At 48.2% G+C, this 18,772-nt stretch carries 13 protein-coding genes and 1 other RNA gene; 2 read left to right on the top strand and 12 right to left on the bottom strand.

Translation table 11 applies throughout. From position 1 onward, the window contains the following. Window positions 1–6: 6 nt before the first annotated feature. Window positions 7–912, bottom strand: coding sequence for a 16S rRNA (cytidine(1402)-2'-O)-methyltransferase (gene rsmI, locus QP420_RS04795; protein WP_481616704.1), 906 nt, complete (start codon window positions 910–912; stop codon window positions 7–9). 187 nt (window positions 913–1,099) lie between these two features. Between rsmI and QP420_RS04790 the strand changes: the two genes are divergently transcribed. Then, on the top strand, window positions 1,100–1,942 hold the full coding sequence (locus tag QP420_RS04790) for an alpha/beta hydrolase (RefSeq protein WP_481616703.1): 843 nt from the start codon (window positions 1,100–1,102) through the stop codon (window positions 1,940–1,942). Between the two features lie 142 nt (window positions 1,943–2,084). Here the strand turns inward: QP420_RS04790 and QP420_RS04785 are convergent, their stop codons facing one another. The 9 genes from QP420_RS04785 to QP420_RS04745 form a co-directional block, all read right to left on the bottom strand. Next, entirely contained in the window at window positions 2,085–3,602 is a 1,518-nt protein-coding gene (locus QP420_RS04785; RefSeq protein WP_481616702.1) for a formate--tetrahydrofolate ligase, read from the bottom strand. Window positions 3,603–3,816: 214 nt separating this feature from the next. Next, window positions 3,817–5,424 (bottom strand): C69 family dipeptidase, encoded by a 1,608-nt coding sequence (locus tag QP420_RS04780; RefSeq protein WP_481616701.1) that lies wholly within the window; start codon window positions 5,422–5,424, stop codon window positions 3,817–3,819. Window positions 5,425–5,588: 164 nt separating this feature from the next. Next, window positions 5,589–6,140 carry a YbhB/YbcL family Raf kinase inhibitor-like protein gene (locus QP420_RS04775; protein ID WP_060787244.1) on the bottom strand — a complete coding sequence of 184 codons (552 nt, stop codon included), beginning with the start codon at window positions 6,138–6,140 and terminating at the stop codon, window positions 5,589–5,591. A gap of 196 nt (window positions 6,141–6,336) precedes the next feature. Beyond that, entirely contained in the window at window positions 6,337–7,512 is a 1,176-nt protein-coding gene (locus QP420_RS04770; protein WP_481616700.1) for a DNA polymerase III subunit delta', read from the bottom strand. Between the two features lie 18 nt (window positions 7,513–7,530). Then, window positions 7,531–8,259 carry a dTMP kinase gene (gene tmk, locus QP420_RS04765; protein ID WP_481616699.1) on the bottom strand — a complete coding sequence of 243 codons (729 nt, stop codon included), beginning with the start codon at window positions 8,257–8,259 and terminating at the stop codon, window positions 7,531–7,533. Window positions 8,260–8,279: 20 nt separating this feature from the next. Further along, a complete protein-coding gene (gene topA, locus QP420_RS04760; protein ID WP_481616698.1) occupies window positions 8,280–11,189 on the bottom strand; it encodes a type I DNA topoisomerase in 2,910 nt (969 codons plus the stop codon). A 248-nt stretch (window positions 11,190–11,437) separates the two neighbouring features. Further along, window positions 11,438–12,505, bottom strand: a complete 1,068-nt coding sequence (locus tag QP420_RS04755) for a phosphatase PAP2 family protein (RefSeq protein ID WP_481616697.1) — start codon at window positions 12,503–12,505, stop codon at window positions 11,438–11,440. A gap of 314 nt (window positions 12,506–12,819) precedes the next feature. Further along, window positions 12,820–12,916, bottom strand: an RNA gene (ffs, locus tag QP420_RS04750) — signal recognition particle sRNA small type. Window positions 12,917–13,005: 89 nt separating this feature from the next. Beyond that, window positions 13,006–14,148, bottom strand: a complete 1,143-nt coding sequence (locus tag QP420_RS04745) for an inositol-3-phosphate synthase (protein WP_060786871.1) — start codon at window positions 14,146–14,148, stop codon at window positions 13,006–13,008. A 157-nt stretch (window positions 14,149–14,305) separates the two neighbouring features. Between QP420_RS04745 and QP420_RS04740 the strand changes: the two genes are divergently transcribed. Next, window positions 14,306–16,732 (top strand): transglycosylase domain-containing protein, encoded by a 2,427-nt coding sequence (locus QP420_RS04740; RefSeq protein ID WP_481616696.1) that lies wholly within the window; start codon window positions 14,306–14,308, stop codon window positions 16,730–16,732. 498 nt (window positions 16,733–17,230) lie between these two features. Here QP420_RS04740 and QP420_RS04735 read toward each other — a convergent pair whose 3' ends face one another. Beyond that, a complete protein-coding gene (locus tag QP420_RS04735) occupies window positions 17,231–17,923 on the bottom strand; it encodes an HAD family hydrolase (protein WP_481616714.1) in 693 nt (230 codons plus the stop codon). A 237-nt stretch (window positions 17,924–18,160) separates the two neighbouring features. Then, window positions 18,161–18,769 (bottom strand): heat shock protein transcriptional repressor HspR, encoded by a 609-nt coding sequence (locus QP420_RS04730; protein ID WP_060786873.1) that lies wholly within the window; start codon window positions 18,767–18,769, stop codon window positions 18,161–18,163. Between the last annotated feature and the right edge of the window lie 3 nt (window positions 18,770–18,772).

Raw genomic sequence — 18,772 nt, 5'->3', positions numbered from 1 at the left:
TCCTACTTAGTTGCTCACATTTTCCTTGATTTTTAAGCAAGCAGCATAAACTTCTTTGCGATTAGCAAAAGATCCATCGTAAAGCGGATGGCTGGAAACAACGCTAGTTATAGCATCTTTGATTCGCAAACCCTCGTTTTGCGAAAGGTCGCAAGCCATTTGCGCAAGCTGATCCACGCTTAAATCAACGTTTTGCTGCGCAACTTCATCTTCGCTTGCGCCCGCAATAACAAGCACAATCTCGCCGCGAGGAGGGTCATTTTCTACGCTTTTTGCAATCTGTTCAACAGTTCCACGGCGCACTTCTTCAAAATCCTTAGTAAGCTCTCTACAAAGGGCCATTTTTCGGTTGGCGCCAAAAACATTAAGAATATCGCGCATGGATTCGGCAATTCTATGCGGAGCCTCGTAAAACACGATTGTTCGCTTTTCCGAAAGAAGCGAGCGCAAATGCTGGCTGCGCTCCCCCGACTTGCGCGGCAAAAAGCCTTCGTAGCAAAAACGGTCTGTTGGCAAGCCCGAAAGCGCCAACGCGTCTAAAACAGCACTCGGCCCAGGCGCGCACGTAACTGGCAAATCGCGCTCTATTGCGCGACGAACAATGGCGAGGCCTGGATCGTTAATCGTAGGCATGCCAGCGTCGGAAACAACAAGAACCGTGCTGCCCTGCTCAACCTGGTCAAGCAGGCCATCCGCCTTATTGCGCTCATTATGATCGTGATACGCCACAACCTGCCCCGAAACGCGCACGCCAAGGCGATTTGCAAGGTCGTAAAGTCTGCGCGTATCTTCCGCTGCAACAATATCCGCGGTTTCTAGAAGATTAATTAGGCGCGCAGAAGCATCGCCCATATTGCCAATCGGAGTGGCCGCAAGAACAACCTTGCCTAAACTATCTTCTTCATTACGCATCTTAAATCTCCTTATAAAGCCTCTTAAGACTCTACACGAATTTATAAAATATAGCACTAAATAACACAATTAAAAACACACTAAATATCGCACTTAAAAACGCACTTAAAAACAAGGTATTTGATTAGAATTATGCTTAAGTTTATGTTTAGCATAAATTGCAAATAGGCAAAAGAAAAGAGATGCTATGAAAATTATAGAGCGCCAAATTAGAGGCATTGACGGAAGAGACGCAAAACTTACTGGCTACCTTTTAAACGACAATTTAGACAGTAAAGGAAAACAAGATAGGCCAGCCGTTTTAATTCTTCCAGGCGGCGGATTCTTGCGTGTTTCTAATAGAGAAGCAGAGCCTATTGCAATGAAGTTTGCAGCGGCAGGGTTCCACGCTTTTGTTTTGCGCTACTCTCTTGTTCCAAGCTCATACCCTACGCAACTTTTAGAGGCGGCAGAGGCAATGCGATTGATTCGCAACAACTCCGAAGAGTGGCACATAAACTCGCAAAACATTGCGATTATTGGCTTTTCAGCAGGAGGCCATGTTGCCGCAAATCTTGCTACTTGCGCAAGCAACAACGTTAAAGAGGCAAACGGATACAACGCCGAAGCCGTTAAGCCAAACGCTCTTATGCTCGCCTACCCAGTGATTTCTGCTGGAGAATACGCGCATAAGCCAACTTTCGAGCGTCTTTTTGGAAACGTTACCAGCGAGGAACGCCAGCAGCTTGTTGAGCAACTTTCGCTTGAAAACCACGTGGATTGCACAACTCCGCCAGTATTTATCTGGCAAACCATTACGGATCAAACGGTTCCAGTGCAAAATTCGATTATGTTTATAGACGCGTGCGTTAAGGCGGGCGTGAGTGTTGAGGCGCATCTTTTCCCTAAGGGGCCGCACGGTTTGGCGCTGGCGGTTAAAGAGACCGCCAAGCGCGATGAAAATGGAGCGGTGCTGCCTGAGTTTGTTCAGCCAGAAGTTCAGCAATGGATTGATCTTGCTTGCGATTGGCTGCGTCGCACATTTGCATAATCTAACTGCGTGCGCGCACTAGATTTTTCCCGAGAATGTTGCTCAAATCGGCAAAATCAACTACAAAATCGGGAGATTTTCCCCGAAAATGTTGTTCAAATCGGCGTGTCGAGCAACATTTTCGGGAAAGTCTCGGGCAAAATCACACGATTTTTGGCATAGGCGTTGTTAGTGAAGCTGTAAGGTTGACTTGAACAACGCCTGCGCCAGAATGAACTTCTACCTTTTTAAGCGTTACAGTGCGAGAATCAGCAGGCGCGTGGTCGTCATCCGTCATGGTTGCTGGCGACTTTACAGCAACAAGAGCCAAGCTATCAAAATCAACACCAGCCTTATTGCACAAATCTTGCGCTTCTTTCAACGAATCCGCAAAACCTGCTTTGTCGATTACGCGCTCAGCAGGCACACCATACGCCTCGGAACAAAGCAGATTAATACGCTCACGAAGAGACTTTCCACGGCGGCTTTCTGGAACTTTCGTTTCTGCATCATCTGTAATCACAGACACAAAATCGTCTAGCTGATCTGCCAATCCATCTCCGCCATCTCGGAAAAGATTGCCAACAATCGGCTTGCGGAATCCCAAAACCTTAGCTTGTTCAAGCAAATCTGGAACCTGCCCATCTTCCCCATCCCACAAATTAACAAGAGGGAAAGTAGGAATATCAAGCGACTCAAGGCGCGAAACGTGGAACGGGTAGCGCCAAGCAAGCGTTTCGTCATCTCGCCAAGTGCTGGCACGAGTAACAACAACCGCAGCAGCAGGCCACTTTGCGCCGAACTCGCGAGCAGCAATATCTAGCCACTTTTGCGCACCAGCATCCGTGCCATACCCTGCCTCCACAACAACAACATTGTGTAGCGCGCAAGCCATCTCAACGCTCACAAGGCTTGGAATTCCAAGAGAAACGTTGGCAAATGGCCCGCAATGAACGTAAATCGGAGAACCATTAATCGTCTCTGTTTTTGCAGGCTTTACAGCATCAGCAAGAATATTTGTGATTCGCCACAAGTCAACAAAATCGCCAAATTTAACAGGATTCCCGTCTTTTGTGCCAGCAATCATAGAAGATACACGATTTGCGATTTCTTCCATGCTTCTAGAAAGCACTACGATTTGCATAAGTTCGCAAGTTGGCGTTAATACAACGCGCTCCGCAACCGTGCTCTTGCCAAAATCAACAGCAATACTACGCAAAGATCTTGAAGGCACTTCGCTTACTCGCGGCACTAAAATCGTGTCTAAAATACCGTCGTCAATCGCCTTTTCTGCAAAAGAAACAAGCAAATTCTGCGCACATTCAATAGCCGCCATTTCTCCGCACAATCCCCAGTCAATCAACTCTGGGTGTGCAAGAGACGACTTTCCGCCACCGCTAGCGCCGCCTTTAGAACCCGCCGCAGTAATGCCCATGCTTGGCTGCCTCAAAACAGCCGCCGCATCTACTCCGCGTTCGCGCAAAGCGTCTACAAGCGCAATAGTGGTGGTTGTTTTGCCTTCTCCTCTAGAAGCCTTAAGAGGAGTATCTGCAGTAACGAGCAACACTTTACCGTGCTTTCTTGGCTCGCTTGGATTCCTCTTTAGATAATCCATAAATCCAAAAGCGTCGATTTTTTTAACCAGTCCAAATTGTGCAGTAAACGAATCAAGAATGCTCATATTCCCCACTTTCAGGCAAAACGCCTAATAGACGCTCAACAACAAATACTCAACAACAAACGTTCAATAACAGATGCTCAATAAGCGCTCAATAATAAACGCGCATAGCTAATGTAAATGAACAATTTTTATACTATACGATTGCATAGGCGTGGTATAGCAATATTACATTAAAACTATGCGCGTTATTAGTAACGTCTATAACGGCTTGCGATTAGTGATCGGAGCGATTAAAACCATTCTTCATACGCATGCTAGTTATGTACAGAACTGTATCGAGCAAAGAATCGGTTTCTTTCTTCAACTTTGCAGCCATACCCTCGTTCGCTTTAGCCAAAGCCGCGCGCACTTTGTCGTTACGAAGCTCTGCAATAATAGCTTCAGGATCGCGAACTAAATCACCGCAATCATCGCAATCATCGCCTTCGCGCTCTGGCTCGTAATCTTTCAAAGAAACGCCAAGAATCTTTGCAGCGGCAGCATCCGTAGCCTTAACCATCGCATGCCCAAGAGAACCAACAACCTCCTGGTAGCGCTCAATCGCATTTGCAGTGTCGTTAAATGCAGCATCCGCAAGAGCCGCAATAATGCGATTTTCCCAATAGAAGTTTTCGCTTGTTACGCGAGTAGTTGTATCTTCCAAATACTTTGGCGTTTCGTTTACATTTGGATAGAACGGCACAAGCGCATTAAACGGGTTAGAGCCGTAGGCCATCCACTGAATTGCGCGGAACGCTTCTGGCATATAAGGGCGGATTTGCATAACAGCCAACTGGCTTTGGCGATTAATGCCGATTGGGCGGAAAAGATGACGCGTATGCTCATCGCCAAGCTTTCCGTAAGGATCATACTGCGTGCCCTGATAGTGCGAGCTAAGCACGTACTTAACATCTTCAATCGTCACCTTGCGTTCAGGCTGACGCGCCCACGGAATATCGTTGCTATCTGGCCTATGATCCGCGTCTTTTCCATCCCACACTTCGTCATACGGATTCAAGAAACGCTCCATAAACCACGCGCGCGGCGTGTTGTACACATGATCGGCGTCTGAGTGAGAGCCAAAAGCATCGCGAGGATTAAATGGCGAAGCATTTTCCACCGCCAAATCCAAGTGATTTTCTTCAATAAACTCAAGCAAATCAGCCGAGCACATATGCTCTTCTTGGTCACCCAAAGCGTCTTCCAAATCGAACTCGTCGATTCCAAGCTGGTTTGGCATAACAACATACGCCTCGTCTGGCACGCGCTTAGCAATCCAGTGGTGTCCGCCAACAGTTTCCATCCACCAAATCTCGTTTACATCCGAGAACGCAACGCCATTCATCTCGTACGTGCCATACTTTTCTAGCAGCGCGCCCAAACGCTCAACGCCTTCGCGAGCGCTACGAATATAAGGCAAAACAAGCGTTAAGAAGTCTTCTTCGCCAATTCCACCAGGCACTTCTGGCTTATAATCAGCATCGCCTTCCTTGCCTTGCGCTTTTTGAAGCTCCACCATTGGGTCTGCGCCCAACACACGCTCGTTGGATGTAAGCGTTTCGGTTGCGCTCATTGCCACGTTTGCTTCGTTAACGCCGGCTTCTCCCCAAATTCCTTCGCGCAAGTCTGCGTTTGGCACGCTTGTGTATTGCATTGGATTATCTGGAAGCTCTACTGTTACGTGGCTAAGCACGGACTTATAAACACGCGGCTGGTCTTGTGGCTTTACCACCACTAAGCGCTTTGGGTTAAACTCGCCGTTTGCGGAGTCTTCGTTACGCGCAATAAGCGTGGATCCGTCGTAGCTCGCTTTGCGTCCTACTAAAATTGTTGTGCATGCCATATTTGCATCCCCTATTTTCTAATTTTTGATTATTTTGGTTATTTGATTATTTTGCTTGTTTAGATTATTTTGCTTATCTAGCTTATTTTGATTATTTTACGCACGCACATCTAATCGCAAGCTGCTTGCGATTTTCCAGCGCGAAGTCATATAAATCCTAAACGCTACGCCTCGCCCCTTAAATAAAGGCCATTAACGTCTACATAAGACTTGCAATGCCTAATCTCGTTTATAAGCTCGTTAAGATAAAAGCCCTCTTTAAGATTTTTAAGAGGCTCTTGCGTGCCAAAAACCTCTAGCATGTAGTCGTGATCCTTGTCTGGCGGCTGCGGGCCGTTGTAGCGCATTGTAACCGCAGGATTCGTGCAACCCACAAATCGGCTGGCTTGGCTGTTTCGCCCTTGCACCGCTTCTGGAATCATGGTTGGCATTGTGCGCGAAAAGTCTTGAGGAATTTGCAACGCGCGCGAATCGTTAAAGTCAAACATAAGCGATTCCACGGGCAAGTTTGCTACCGTCCAATGAATCCACTGGAATCCGCACACTGGTATAGCGTCGTCGTCTACAAATCTCCAATGCAAGTAGTGAACAAAATCTGGCAGATTATTTACATAAAACGGAAAAGACACAACGGGAACGCCGTCAACCTTATTTTCATTCGGCGCATCTTTTGCAAAGTTGCTTGGAATGGTGGTGAAATCTGTTGAAATATCCATGTTTTAAGTATCTCCCACCGCTGTGACTATACAAAATAATTCATTTTTACACAAATGCACTTCCGCACTTTGTACCATATTTGACCTAAATCACGTACAAAACCCGGAGTTATTTTCCGCACTTTGTACCAAAATCGACCCAATTTACGTACAAAAAGCGGAAAATCGTTCGCGCATTACAGCGCGCTCAGGCAGATTACAGCGTGCATAAAAGCGCTTCAAAAACAAGCGTTGCATTGCCATTGCCAGCAAGCCGCTTTTTAGCCACAGCAAGCGCGTCCAGGCATTTAAGCGCGCGCTCGGCACTAAGATTTTTTGCAAGAGCCGCAATTTGCGCCTTAAAATCTTGATTTACCAGCGGCGCTTTATCTTGCGCGTTGTTTATTAAAACAAGAGCATCGCAATACACGCTGCAAATGGCGTCGATTGCGCGGTTTAGAACGTCTCTGCTTACGCGAGTTACTTTGCGTTTAACATCGTCTTTTTTGCCAATCGCATTGTATGCGCTACGAATTTTAGGCGGAATTTTATCCGTTGGTTTAAGGCCATTTATGCGCAAAAACTCGCTTTGCTCAGCTTCAATAGACTTTTGCACTTCGTCTTCTGCTTGGCTTTTAGCATCTTCGATTAGCGTTTGCGCCAGCATAATCGCATCTATTGCGCTGCTAATGCGCAAAACGCCTGCCACAAGCTCTTCTCGCCTGCTTCTGGCCTGCTCGCTTGTAGCGTAAAGCATTGCCAAATCAACGTTTCCTTGCGCAATTCGCGCAACGCTCGCCGCCGTTTTTGCATCCACATTAGAGTGTTTTTGCACGTATTCTTGAACATCTTGGTCGCTTGGCTGCGCCAAATTCACTATTTGAGACCTGGATCGAATTGTTGGCAAAACATCTGCCGCGCTTGCAGCGCAAAGAATCCAAATTGTGCGAGGTGCTGGCTCTTCGATTTCTTTTAGCAAAACGTTTGTTGTGCGCTCAAGCATGCGCCCAACATCTTCGATTATTATGATTCGCCACGGCGCAACACTTGGCATCTGCTCGGAAATTGACACAATCTCGCGCACTTCGTCAATGCTTACTGTAACTTTGTCTGTGCTTAAAATGTTTACGTCTGGGCTTGTTCCAGCCAACACTTCACTTGCGATTTTATCTGTGTTTATTTGAGTGGCGGAGTTTTCGGCGGTGCGGCTGCTTGCGATTTTTTCGCGCGATTGCAATGCTGCTGCAAACGCTCTTGCCACTTTTGCGCACCCAAATCCCGAAGCGCCGCAAATAAGCCACGATTGCGCGATCTTGCTTGAATCGCCTTGCGCCACTTTTTTAAGACGCTCAACAACTTGCGCTTGACCAACTACCGATTCCCAAACGTCCATTGCTAAAATCCTAAAATCCTAAAATCCCTGATTTTCTAGCGATTCTGCGGCGTCTTGCGATCCTTGCGATCCTTGCGATTCTTCCTCACGCACACCAGCATTATCCAGCAGCTCGCCCATATCTTTAGCAATCAACTTAGATAAATCGCAAGCTGGCAAAGTGGCGTCTAAAACGCAAAATCTTTGCGCGTTTTGTTTAGCAAGATCTAAGAACGCTTCACGCGTGCGGCGCGCAAAATCAAGTCCCGCGCTTTCCATGCGATCCGCCTGCCCGTGCAAGCGCACAGCAGCATCTTTCTCGCTCATATCTAGCAAATACGTGCGATTTGGCCAAAGACCATTAGACGCCCACTCGCTTAAATCTCGCACGTCTTGCATAGTGAGTTCGCGCCCACCCGATTGGTACGCTAGCGAAGAATCAATGTAACGATCCGTTATAACAACCGCACCGCGCTGCAAAGCTGGAATAATGATTTGCGCAGCATGTTGAGCGCGGTCTGCCGCAAAAAGCAGCGCTTCTGTACGCGCGCAAATCACTCCGCCATGCAAAAGAATATCTCGCAACTGTTTTCCTAGCTGCGTGCCGCCAGGCTCTCTAGTCACAACAACCTCAAGTCCACGCGCCTGCAAAAAATCGCGCAAAGCGTTAACTTGCGTGGTTTTTCCAACGCCGTCTATACCTTCAAAAGATATAAAAAGCCCTTTGTTTAAGCCATTAAGCTCGCTGTTTTTAAGATCTATAGCCATTTTGCATACCTCTACCAGGTTTACTCGGCTTTAGACGTGGACTTTTTTGCTGTGCTCTTTTTTGCAGCAGGCTTTTTTGCAGCGCTCTTTTTAGTCGCAGTTTTCTTAGCAGCAGGCTTCTTTGCAGTCGTCTTCTTTGCAGCAGCTCTCTTGCGCTTTACAGGCCCTGCCGCGCGCTTTTGCGCCAAAAGCTCAAACGCAACTTGTGGCTCAATCGACTCAGGCGTATATTGCTTTGGCAGCGTGCGATTCGTAACGCCATCCGTAATATAAGCGCCGTAGAAGCCGTCTTTAATCACCACTGGCTTGCCGCTTTCTGGGTCTTCTCCAAGCTCCCTAAGTGGCGGTTTTGCAGCTCCACGCGTGCGCTTTGCGTACTTTGGCTGCGCAAAAAGCTCCTTGGCTTCGTCTAAAGTCACACTAAAAATCGCATCTTCGCTTGCAAGCGAACGATTGTCTGGCTTAGAATCCGCAGCCGTTTCGCCAGACGCCGCGCGCTCGTAAGTCTTAGTCAAATAAGGTCCGTATCGCCCATTATTCGCCTCAATCTTTGCACGCTTAACCTCGCCCTGCTCGTCAACTTCTTCCACAACGCCAACCAATCGAGGCAAACTCAAAAGTTGCAAAGCCTCTTGCAAAGTTATTGTTGCAGGATCCATTGTTTTAAACAAAGACGCCATTTTTGGCTTATTTTGGGCAGACTTCTTAGATTTTGCAGAAGACTTTGCGCCAGTTTTAGCGGAATCTGCGGCTGCTTGCGATTCACCCTCATCCGAAGCCTCACTCGAGGCCTCAACAAGAGCAACGTACGCACCAAAACGCCCGTTTCTAACTTCTACACTTCCGCCAGTTTGCGGATCCGTTCCCAAAACGCGCGGGCCTTCGGAGTTGTTTTCAATCAAATCCCTCGCAACCTGCTCGGTAAGCTCGTCTGGAGCCAAAGTGCTTGGAATCGAAGCTCTGCGCGCATTGCCCTCTTCGTCTAGATTCTTAGTATCTTCCAAATACGGGCCGTATCTGCCTACGCGAACATGCAATCCGCCGCCAATATCAATCGTGTTGATCTCTCGCGCGTCAATCTCGCCAAGCTGATCAACCTGCTTTTGCAAGCCTTTGTGTGCGGAAAAATCGCTAGCAGCCGCAACCACTGCCGCAGAATCGCCAGCTTCCGCCCCGTCATCTCCAAAGTAAAACTTGTAAAGCCAATCTTTACCAGCTTCCTCACCATGCGCAATGCGATCCAGGCCATTTTCCATGTCTGCCGTAAACGCGTAGTCAACATAAGTTGGGAAATTAGATTCCAAAAGCTTAATAACCGCAAAAGCAAGCCAGCTTGGAATCAACGCACGCCCACGCTCATACACGTATCCGCGATCAATAATCGTGGAAATAATGCTAGCGTAAGTAGACGGCCTACCAATCTCCTTAGCTTCCAACGTTTTAACTAAAGACGCTTCCGTGTAGCGAGCTGGCGGCTGAGTTTCGTGGCCATCCGCGCTAACTTGCAAAGCTTTAAGAACATCTCCATTAGCCATAGGAGGCAAAGCCTTAGACTGCTCGTCTTCGCTAAATCCGCCAAACACCTTCATAAATCCAGCAAACTCAATAACGGTTCCAGAAGCTTGGAAATTAGCCGTTCCAAAGCTGCCAGCTAAAGCGTCTAGCTTAACTGTAGCTGTAAAACCAGTGGCGTCCGCCATTTGAGATGCAAGCGTGCGCTGCCAAATAAGCGTGTAAAGCTTAAGCTGATCGGCAGGCAGCGCGCCCGCCAAATCCGCAGGATTTTTAAACGCAGACCCAGCAGGACGAATACACTCGTGCGCCTCTTGAGCGCCTGCAGAAGTCGTAGCGTACTGTTTTGGAGAATCCGCTAAATACTCGTCTCCAAAATTAGACTTAACGCAATCTCGAGCCGCAAAAATCGCCTCTTTAGAAAGCGTTACAGAATCCGTACGCATGTATGTTATATAACCGTTTTCATACAAAGATTGAGCCGCGCGCATAGTTTGGCGAGAGCTCATAGACAAGCGATTTCCAGCAGTCTGCTGAAGAGTAGACGTTGTAAACGGAGGCAACGGGCGGCGGCGATACGGCTTAGTGTCCATTGAGTTTACAACAAAATCGGCCGCGCCAAGATTTTGCGCAATCGCGCAAGCGTCCGCCTCGTTTAAATAGTGCGCTAAAGCAGATTCGCCCTTGGCTTTTTGAAGCTCGCCAAGCGAGTTAAAATCTTTAGAACCCGCCAAACGCGCTCCGTTTAGAGCCGTCATTCGCGCCTGAAAATCTACGCCGTTTGCGCTCAAATCCGCGCAAACATCCCAATAGCTCGCTTTTCTAAACGCCATTCTCTCGCGCTCGCGCTCAACAATCAAACGCGTTGCAACAGATTGCACTCGACCAGCCGAAAGACCCGGCCCCACCTTGCGCCACAAAACTGGCGAAAGCTCGTAGCCGTACAATCTATCCAACACGCGGCGCGTTTCTTGCGCATCAACCATGTGATCGTCAACGTCTCGCGTGTTAGCAAGCGAAGCCTGAATCGCGGGCTTTGTAATCTCGTGAAACACCATGCGCTTTACTGGCACTTTTGGCTTAAGCGCCTGCACAAGATGCCACGCAATCGCCTCTCCTTCGCGGTCCTCATCAGTTGCAAGGAACAACTCGCCCGACTTTGCCAGCGCGGCTTTTAAGTCGGAAACGGTTTTCTTTTTATCGGCCCCAACAATGTAGTACGGCTCAAAACCATTGTTTACATCTACGCCAAACTTGCCAAATTCCGCCTTTTTAGCGGCTGGCACCTGACTTGGCTGTGCTAAATCGCGAATGTGGCCAACGGACGCCATAACCGTGTATCCGCTTCCAAGATATCCGCCTATTTTACGCGCTTTAGTGGGAGACTCCACAATGACAAGCTTGTTCTGCTCTGTCATACTCTCTCCTTTCGTATCTGCACTCACATGCACTCGCATGCACTAAACACTAAATGCACTGCATATTTCGCGCTCACTACCTGCGCCAACTCTAACGCAACTTGCTTTATGCAACCTACTCTAACGCAACCTACTCTAACGCAATTTACGCATCATTCCCAATAAATCAAATTTTGCGAAATATCAGCATATACTCCTATATATACCACTTTAATGATTTTTTATTCAATTTTACTTATTTTTTTTATTTAATTAGACGATAGCATTTTTAACAAATCACTTTCATCAGGCTGACTTTGCGCATCGCTTTTTGCTGGCGGCGTAGGCGGCGCGCCCACTAGCCCGAGTCTGCTCAAAGGCGCGGCCGTGCAGTGTTTAAGAACCATCAAAACGCCGAACGTTAGGCCGCACACTCCCGCAACTGCCCAATATGTTAAAACGTGCGAAACGCCAATCGCCCATTTTGCACCCAATTCAACACCTGGCAAAATCTGATAAAACATGTACGCAAAATACACGATGCCAATAATGCCCATTGTAATCATTGCAGTTCCAACAATTTGCACGCTTATAGAAGACCTTCTACGACCAGGTAAATCCATTGCAGATCCGCGCGTAAAAGCCATTGCAGCGCAAGCGATTGCTCCCACCATTAGCACCGACATTACAACGTCTGCAGGCCTATGCCAACGGCCTCCCATAAGAGCCACAGCCAGCAAAAATGTTATTAACGCGGCCCCAGCTGCAACCCACGCTCTAAACGCTCGACTAACAGCGCAAATAAGAATCGCGCAAGCGGCCGCCATTAAAAGAGTGTGCCCCGAAGGCGCAGAGTTCTTTGCAAGAGTGGCAACGTTTACCAGCATTGGTCGCGGAAGAACGCGCTTTAGTGGCTCTGCTGCAAGCGATAAAGCAAGTATTGCAGCGCATTGGGCAAGCAGCCACCAGCGTTTTCTTATAATCACAACTATTAGCGCAGCAACGCATATTAGCACGCTCAAAACTATAACGATTATGGAGTTTCTAAGCGGCGCTAAAATCGCAGCAAGCGTTGATGGAATGGCGCTATAGCCAAAAGTGCTAATCACCATTTCTTCGTACGACTGACCTAACGAAGTTCGTACAGCTAAAAACCACACTGCCGCAGCAGATGCTGCAAAAAGAACTGCGCATACGACGCATAGCACGATTGTAGATATTCTAGGGCGATTCATCAATGGATCGAGCTTAGATATATCTTGATTAGCTTCGCTGCTATTAGAGTTTTGAGTTAGCTGACTATCGCCGCTAATCTGGCTGCCTTCAAATTGACTCATACCAGCATTTTATCAAACAACACTCCACTCGCTCCGACATACCTTTTCGCTTGAGAAGCGTAGCGCGAGCGATTTTCCCGCGTTTGTTTCTTTTCCCCCGCGTTTGTTTACGTTTTGGCCAATTTTGGGAACAAAGTCGGGAACACTTGCCCGCGTTTGTTTCTTTTTGCCCGCGTTTGTTCCCATTTCGACCAATTTTGGGAACAAAGTCGGGAACACTTGCCCACGTTTGTTTCTTTTTTCCCACGTTTGTTTACGTTTTGGCCAATTTTGGGAACAAAGTCGGGAAGATTTTTCAAAGATATTAACAAAAATACAGAAAACCCCCGCGCACCCACCAGAGGCCACTTACCCTTGCTGCATTCCTGCCCTGGGGGGATTGGGTGACGTAGTGCCACGCGGAGGCTCTACCTATATTACACGATTATGGATAAAAGTCGAGCGCAAGCCGCACGCAAGCCGAGCGCAAGTCGCAAGCAACCGCACCATTAGGCGCATCGCTAGGCGCGCCACACGCTTTTGCCGCTCTTCTTTGCATCCTCAACATCTGCATTAAGCTGCGACTCATCTGCCTCAACATCTCCAGCAATATAGCGCTCAACGAGTTCGCGCGCCTCGCTATCTTCATGCTGAACAGCTGGCGACTTCATAAAGTAAGAGCTAGGAGCCAAAATCGGCCCCGAAAGCTTGCGATCCAGCGCAATCTTCGCCGCACGCACAGCGTCTATAACAATGCCTGCGGAATTAGGCGAATCCCACACCTCAAGCTTGTACTCCAAGCTAAGCGGAACATCGCCAAAAGTGGTGCCCTCCAAGCGCACAAACGCAAACTTGCGGTCGTCAAGCCAAGCAACATAATCCGAAGGGCCAATGTGCACGTTGTGGTCATCCATATCGTGCGGAACAATCGAAGTAACCGCGCGCGTCTTAGAAATCTTCTTCGACTCAAGCCTAGAGCGCTGCAACATGTTCATAAAGTCCATGTTTCCGCCAACATTAAGCTGGTAAGTGCGGTCTAAACGCACTCCTCTATCTTCAAAAAGTCGCGCCATAACGCGGTGTGTAATCGTGGCGCCAACCTGGCTTTTAATATCGTCGCCAATAATCGGCACGCCTGCATCGCGGAACTTTTGCGCCCAAACTGGGTCGGAAGCAATAAAAACAGGAAGGCAATTTACAAACGCGCATCCAGCTTCCATAGCCGCCGTAGCATACGCCTTATCTGCCTGCTCGGAGCCCACTGGCAAGTAAGAAACAAGCACGTCTACATGCAAATCGCGCAAAACCGCGGCAACATTTACAGGCTCTTCTTTAGACTCGTCAATCATCTGCTTGTAGTAGTCACCCAAGCCGTCGTAAGTAGGGCCGCGCTGCACTGTAACGCCAAGATTAGGCACGTCTGCAAAGCGAATTGTGTTGTTTTGAGAAGCATAAATCGCCTCGCTTAAGTCGTGACCAACTTTTAAAGCGTCAACGTCAAAAGCAGCTACAAACTCAATGTCTCGCACGCGATATTGCCCAAAAACAGCATGCATTAATCCTGGAATTTTATCGCCATCATTGGCATTTTTGTAATATTCAACGCCCTGAACTAACGACGAAGCACAATTGCCAACACCGGCAATGGCAACGCGGATACTCATATAAACTCCTTAGCAAAAATTAGCGGCACACACCAACGCCGCACTAATACACTTTTATAATACTAGCTTTTACAAATATTACACATGATATTATGCATGATTAAAATTCCTCGTTGCATATGATTAAAATTCCTCGCCAAGCGCTAACTTGGATTGTATGGTTGCAAATAGTTATGGACGAAATTCGCACTCTTCTAGCACAAGACGCACTATAAGAAGCGCGGGCGCAGGCAATGCCGCTGGCAATGAGGCAGGCAATGGCGCAGGCAACAGAGCAGGCAATAGCGCAGGCAACAGGGCAGGCGGAAGAAATAGCGGAAGAAATGGCGGAAGCGCAAGGCGACCATACAATCGCAGAAGCCACAGAAGAATCCCAAAAAACTTTAGAACAAAACACCCGATTATTTTTTGGGCGCTAATCGTAGTTTTTACACCAATAATCCTTGGAATTCTAACGGTTGCGTGGATGTACGTAACAACAGACATTCCGCAGCCAGACAAAATCGCAATGGCGGATAAAACCAAGGTTTACTACGCAGACGGAAAGACGGAAATCGGCAGCTTTGCAGAGCAAAATCGCGAAATCATAAACTGCTCTGTGCTAAAGCCATATGTTGGAAACGCAATAATCGCAAGCGAAAACAGGTCATTCTATAAAGACGGCGGAATCGATCTTAAGGGAATTGGGCGCGCAATAATCCACAACGTAACATCTAAAGGCAGATGGGGCGGCTCTACGATTACGCAACAATACGCGGAACGCTACTATCTTGGCGAAACAAAAACGTATTTAGGAAAGCTGCACGAGGCCATTCTTGCGCTAAAAATTGCGCAAACGCAAGACAAAAACACCGTGCTGTGCAATTACATGAACACGATTTATCTGGGCCGCGGAGCGTACGGAATTCAGGCGGCAGCAAAAGCGTACTTTGGCGTGGAGGCAAAGGATCTTACGCTATCTCAAGCGGCAATGCTGGCTGGAATAATTCCTGCGCCAAGCAGCTGGGACCCTGCAATCATGCCTAAAGAGGCGAATATTCGATTCAAGCGCGTTCTGCGAATCATGCTTAAAGACAAGTACATTACAAGCGAAGAATACAAAAACGCAAAAATGCCGCAGACCATTAATCAAACCAAGCAAAACGTGTACGCGGGGCCGCAAGGATACCTTTTGCAGATGGTTCGTAGCGAGCTTACAAGCGGCGGCGCGTTTACAAAAGAAGACCTAGACACGGGCGGATACCGCATTATTACAACAATCGACAAAGCTAAGCAAGACCTTATGTTTAGCGTGGCAAGCCCAACGGCTGGGGCGCGCGGAGTTACGCCGCAGGGAGTGCAAACGGGCGCAATGAGCGTAAATCCTAAGGACGGGTCGATTATATCGGTTTACGCGGGCGACGACTACCTTTCTAAGCCGCTAAATAACGCCACTCAGGCGCTTTACGAGCCTGGAAGTACCATGAAGCCATTTGCGCTTATTGGGGCGATTCAGGCTGGCACAAACCTAAACACGCTGTTTAATGGCAATACAGGGCTAAAGTTTAAGGGAATTGACAAGCCAGTAAACAACTTTGCAAACACAAATTGGGGAATAATCAACCTTTATAAAGCAACAGCAAACTCTGTAAACACGCCATTTATGGCTTTGCAAGAAAAGCTGGGGCAAAAAGGCGTGGCAAATACCGCTGTTATGGCTGGGTTAAATGCGCAGCGCATTAACGGCAAGAATCCGTTTACTGTTCTTGGAAACGACCCTGTGCATATTAGTGAGATTGCGCGCGCGTATTCTACGATTGCAAACCAGGGGCGCAGGCCAGATTTGCACATTATTTCTAGCGTTAAGAACCCAGATGGCAAAGAGTTTTATAGGGCGCCGACCGCTGGAAAGCAGGTGTTTGCGGCGGCAGACATGGCGCTTGCTATTAAGGCCATGCAAGGCGTTGTGCAATACGGTACTTCGCCAGAGGTTAGGGGCGTTGGAAAGCCGATTGCTGGAAAGTCGGGAACCGCTAACGATTCTTCGGCGTGTAGCTTTGTTGGATTTACGCCGAGTGTTGTGACTGTGTTTGCTATTTGGAATCCAGATGCGCAAGGAAATCCTTTGCCTGTGCCAACTTTCCGCGGGTACCCTGGCGGAATTGGGTATTCGGCGCATTTGTTTACAAGATACATGCGTGCGGCGCTGGCTGGAACGGCTGCGGAAAAGTTCCCAGAAGCTAAAGATAATGGCAAAATTGGCGGCGAAGATGGAACTTGGGGGCTTGGCGGAAGCAAGCACGAGGCTGCGGACGACGAAGATGGCGAAAGCGAATCAAGTGGCGCAAATGGCGCTAATGGTGCTAATGGCGCTAATAAGGAAGATGGTTCTAGTAGTGAAGATCGTGCGAATGGCGCCAATGGATTGAATGGTTCTGGCGATGGCGGCACGAATAACGAGAACAGATCGGCTGGCAGTGGCACTACTAGCAGCGGCAGTGCTGGCGATGGGTCTGGCGGCGCGGGCAGCTGGAGCGGAGGCTACGGCACAAGCGGCACAAGCGGCACAAGCGGCCAAAATACTGCTGGAGCTGGCGGCGATTAATCTGTATTTTCCCGATTTTGTAGCTCAACACGCAGTTTAGAGCTACATTTTCGGGAAAAATCTCCCGATTTTGTAGCTCAACACGCAGTTTAGAGCTACATTTTCGGGAAAAATCTCCCGATTTTGTAGCTAATTTTGCCATTTTGAACAACATTCTCGGGAAAATCGCTCGCGCTGACTGCATCAAGTGAGGTAGAGATTCGAGATTTTTCGCAGCGGATGAAGCGAACCTCAGCATCTTTGATGGTGATTCGCTGAAGTAGCAAGAAAAATCGAGAATCTCGGTGATGAAAAATACGCAAAAGTTCTAGATATCCAGAAGGTTTGATGTATTTCTCTACGAGCAATAAATAGCGCCATACTGAGGCCTTGGAATATTAACGTTCATAAAACACCCGTAAAGGAGCGCGTCACTTGCGAGGAGAGAAATACTCAAACCTCGCGCAACGTTAAGTAGGAAGCCGCGCTACGCTCTAAGCGAAAAGGCAGGTCGGAGCGCTACTGCGCAAGGCGATTAATAATGTAGCGCTCAAGCGCTTGCGGCGTAAGATCTTTGTAGCCGTCTAAGTCCGCAAACTGCGGCCCGCCGCTAACATCTAAGTTAGAGTACGCTCTTTGCGCAAGAGTGGTCGCTCCCGAAGCCGCAGCCGACTTTAGCCCCGCAAACGAATCCTCAATCGCAATGCAATACTTCATGTTTTGCGCGCTAATGCCAAGCAGCCTACCTGCAGCCAAATACGGCTCGGGGCTTGGCTTTGTAGCATATCCGTCATCGCCGCAAATAAAGCCAGCAAACGCACCTTTAGGCGCATGATTCACAATGTTTTCAACAAGTCGCCTTGGCGAATTGCTCACTAAAATCGAAGGGATTTCTGCGTCGGCAAGCTTTTGCAAAAGATCTAAAACGTCTGGCACCCATGGAACTTCCGCGCTTTCGCGCTCGGCAACGTAGTCCACCATCGCATTGCCAATCTCTTCAACGCCCATCTTTGTTCCGCGCGCAATCATGGCTTCGGCAACATCTTTTAGCGACCCGCCCGAGTATTGCCATGCAAGCTCTTCACTCCACTCGCCGCCGTGTTCTTTTGCGATTTTAATCTCGGACTCGTGCCAATACGGCTCAGAGTCGATTAGCGTGCCGTCCATATCCCAAAAAACTGCTGCAAGCTTGCGATTTGCCGCAGCCGCCATCTCAATTGCCGATTTTTGTGCTGTTAACTCTGTCAATGCATTTTCCTCGGTTGCGCTCGTTGCCATTAATCCCCTTATATTCTTATACACTTATACACCTACGCGCTTAAGCGCTACTTAACTTATTCACTTATGCACTTATTTGCGCGTTTGCATTTGTGATTATCCACATATCCACAGTCTATTTAAACATTTGACTAGTATTTAGAAAAATCTAAACTAATGTTGGAGTAGGCGCTACAGTCCAAACGCACGCCACAAAACAATCGACCTATCGTCTTCTAAATCATTGCTTGCATAATCATTATATTGCGAATCGCCATTATTGCCTCTCGCATAAGACGACGGCAACTCGCGCTGAGGCACGCGAATATCCCGGCGCCAATCCTTTGCACGCTGCGAGCGCTGAACCTCCACAATGTTCCCATCTGCACTCGCTGCAAAAATGTTTCGCTCCGCACTCGCCGCCTCGTCAACCAAGCGCCTCACTTGCCTTTTAAGCTGGCGATTTTCTTCTTGAAGCTCCAAAATCCGCATAATTCCAGCAAGATTCACGCCGTTTTCTTGGCTCAGTTTTTGCGTTTGCACAAGCCTATCTATGTCTCTAAGCGAGTATCTTCTGGCTCCGCCTTCTGTACGCTGCGGCATAATCAAATGCAATCTATCGTATTGCCTAAGCGTTTGCGGATGCGTGTCGGTTAGGTTGGCTACGTGACTCACGGTAAAAATCGGCATGTCGATTTTAAAGCCCACTTCGTCCGCGCCATCAAGCGTTGCATTTCCACGCACTAGCGCCACTGCACACATCTCATACAGCGCCCTAATTTGGCGATCCAACCTAGCCATGAC

It is taken from the genome of Bifidobacterium sp. UMB1197 (assembly GCF_030217745.1).
GTDB classification, from domain to species: domain Bacteria; phylum Actinomycetota; class Actinomycetes; order Actinomycetales; family Bifidobacteriaceae; genus Bifidobacterium; species Bifidobacterium vaginale_B.
This window is presented reverse-complemented; position numbering and strand designations above follow the sequence as displayed.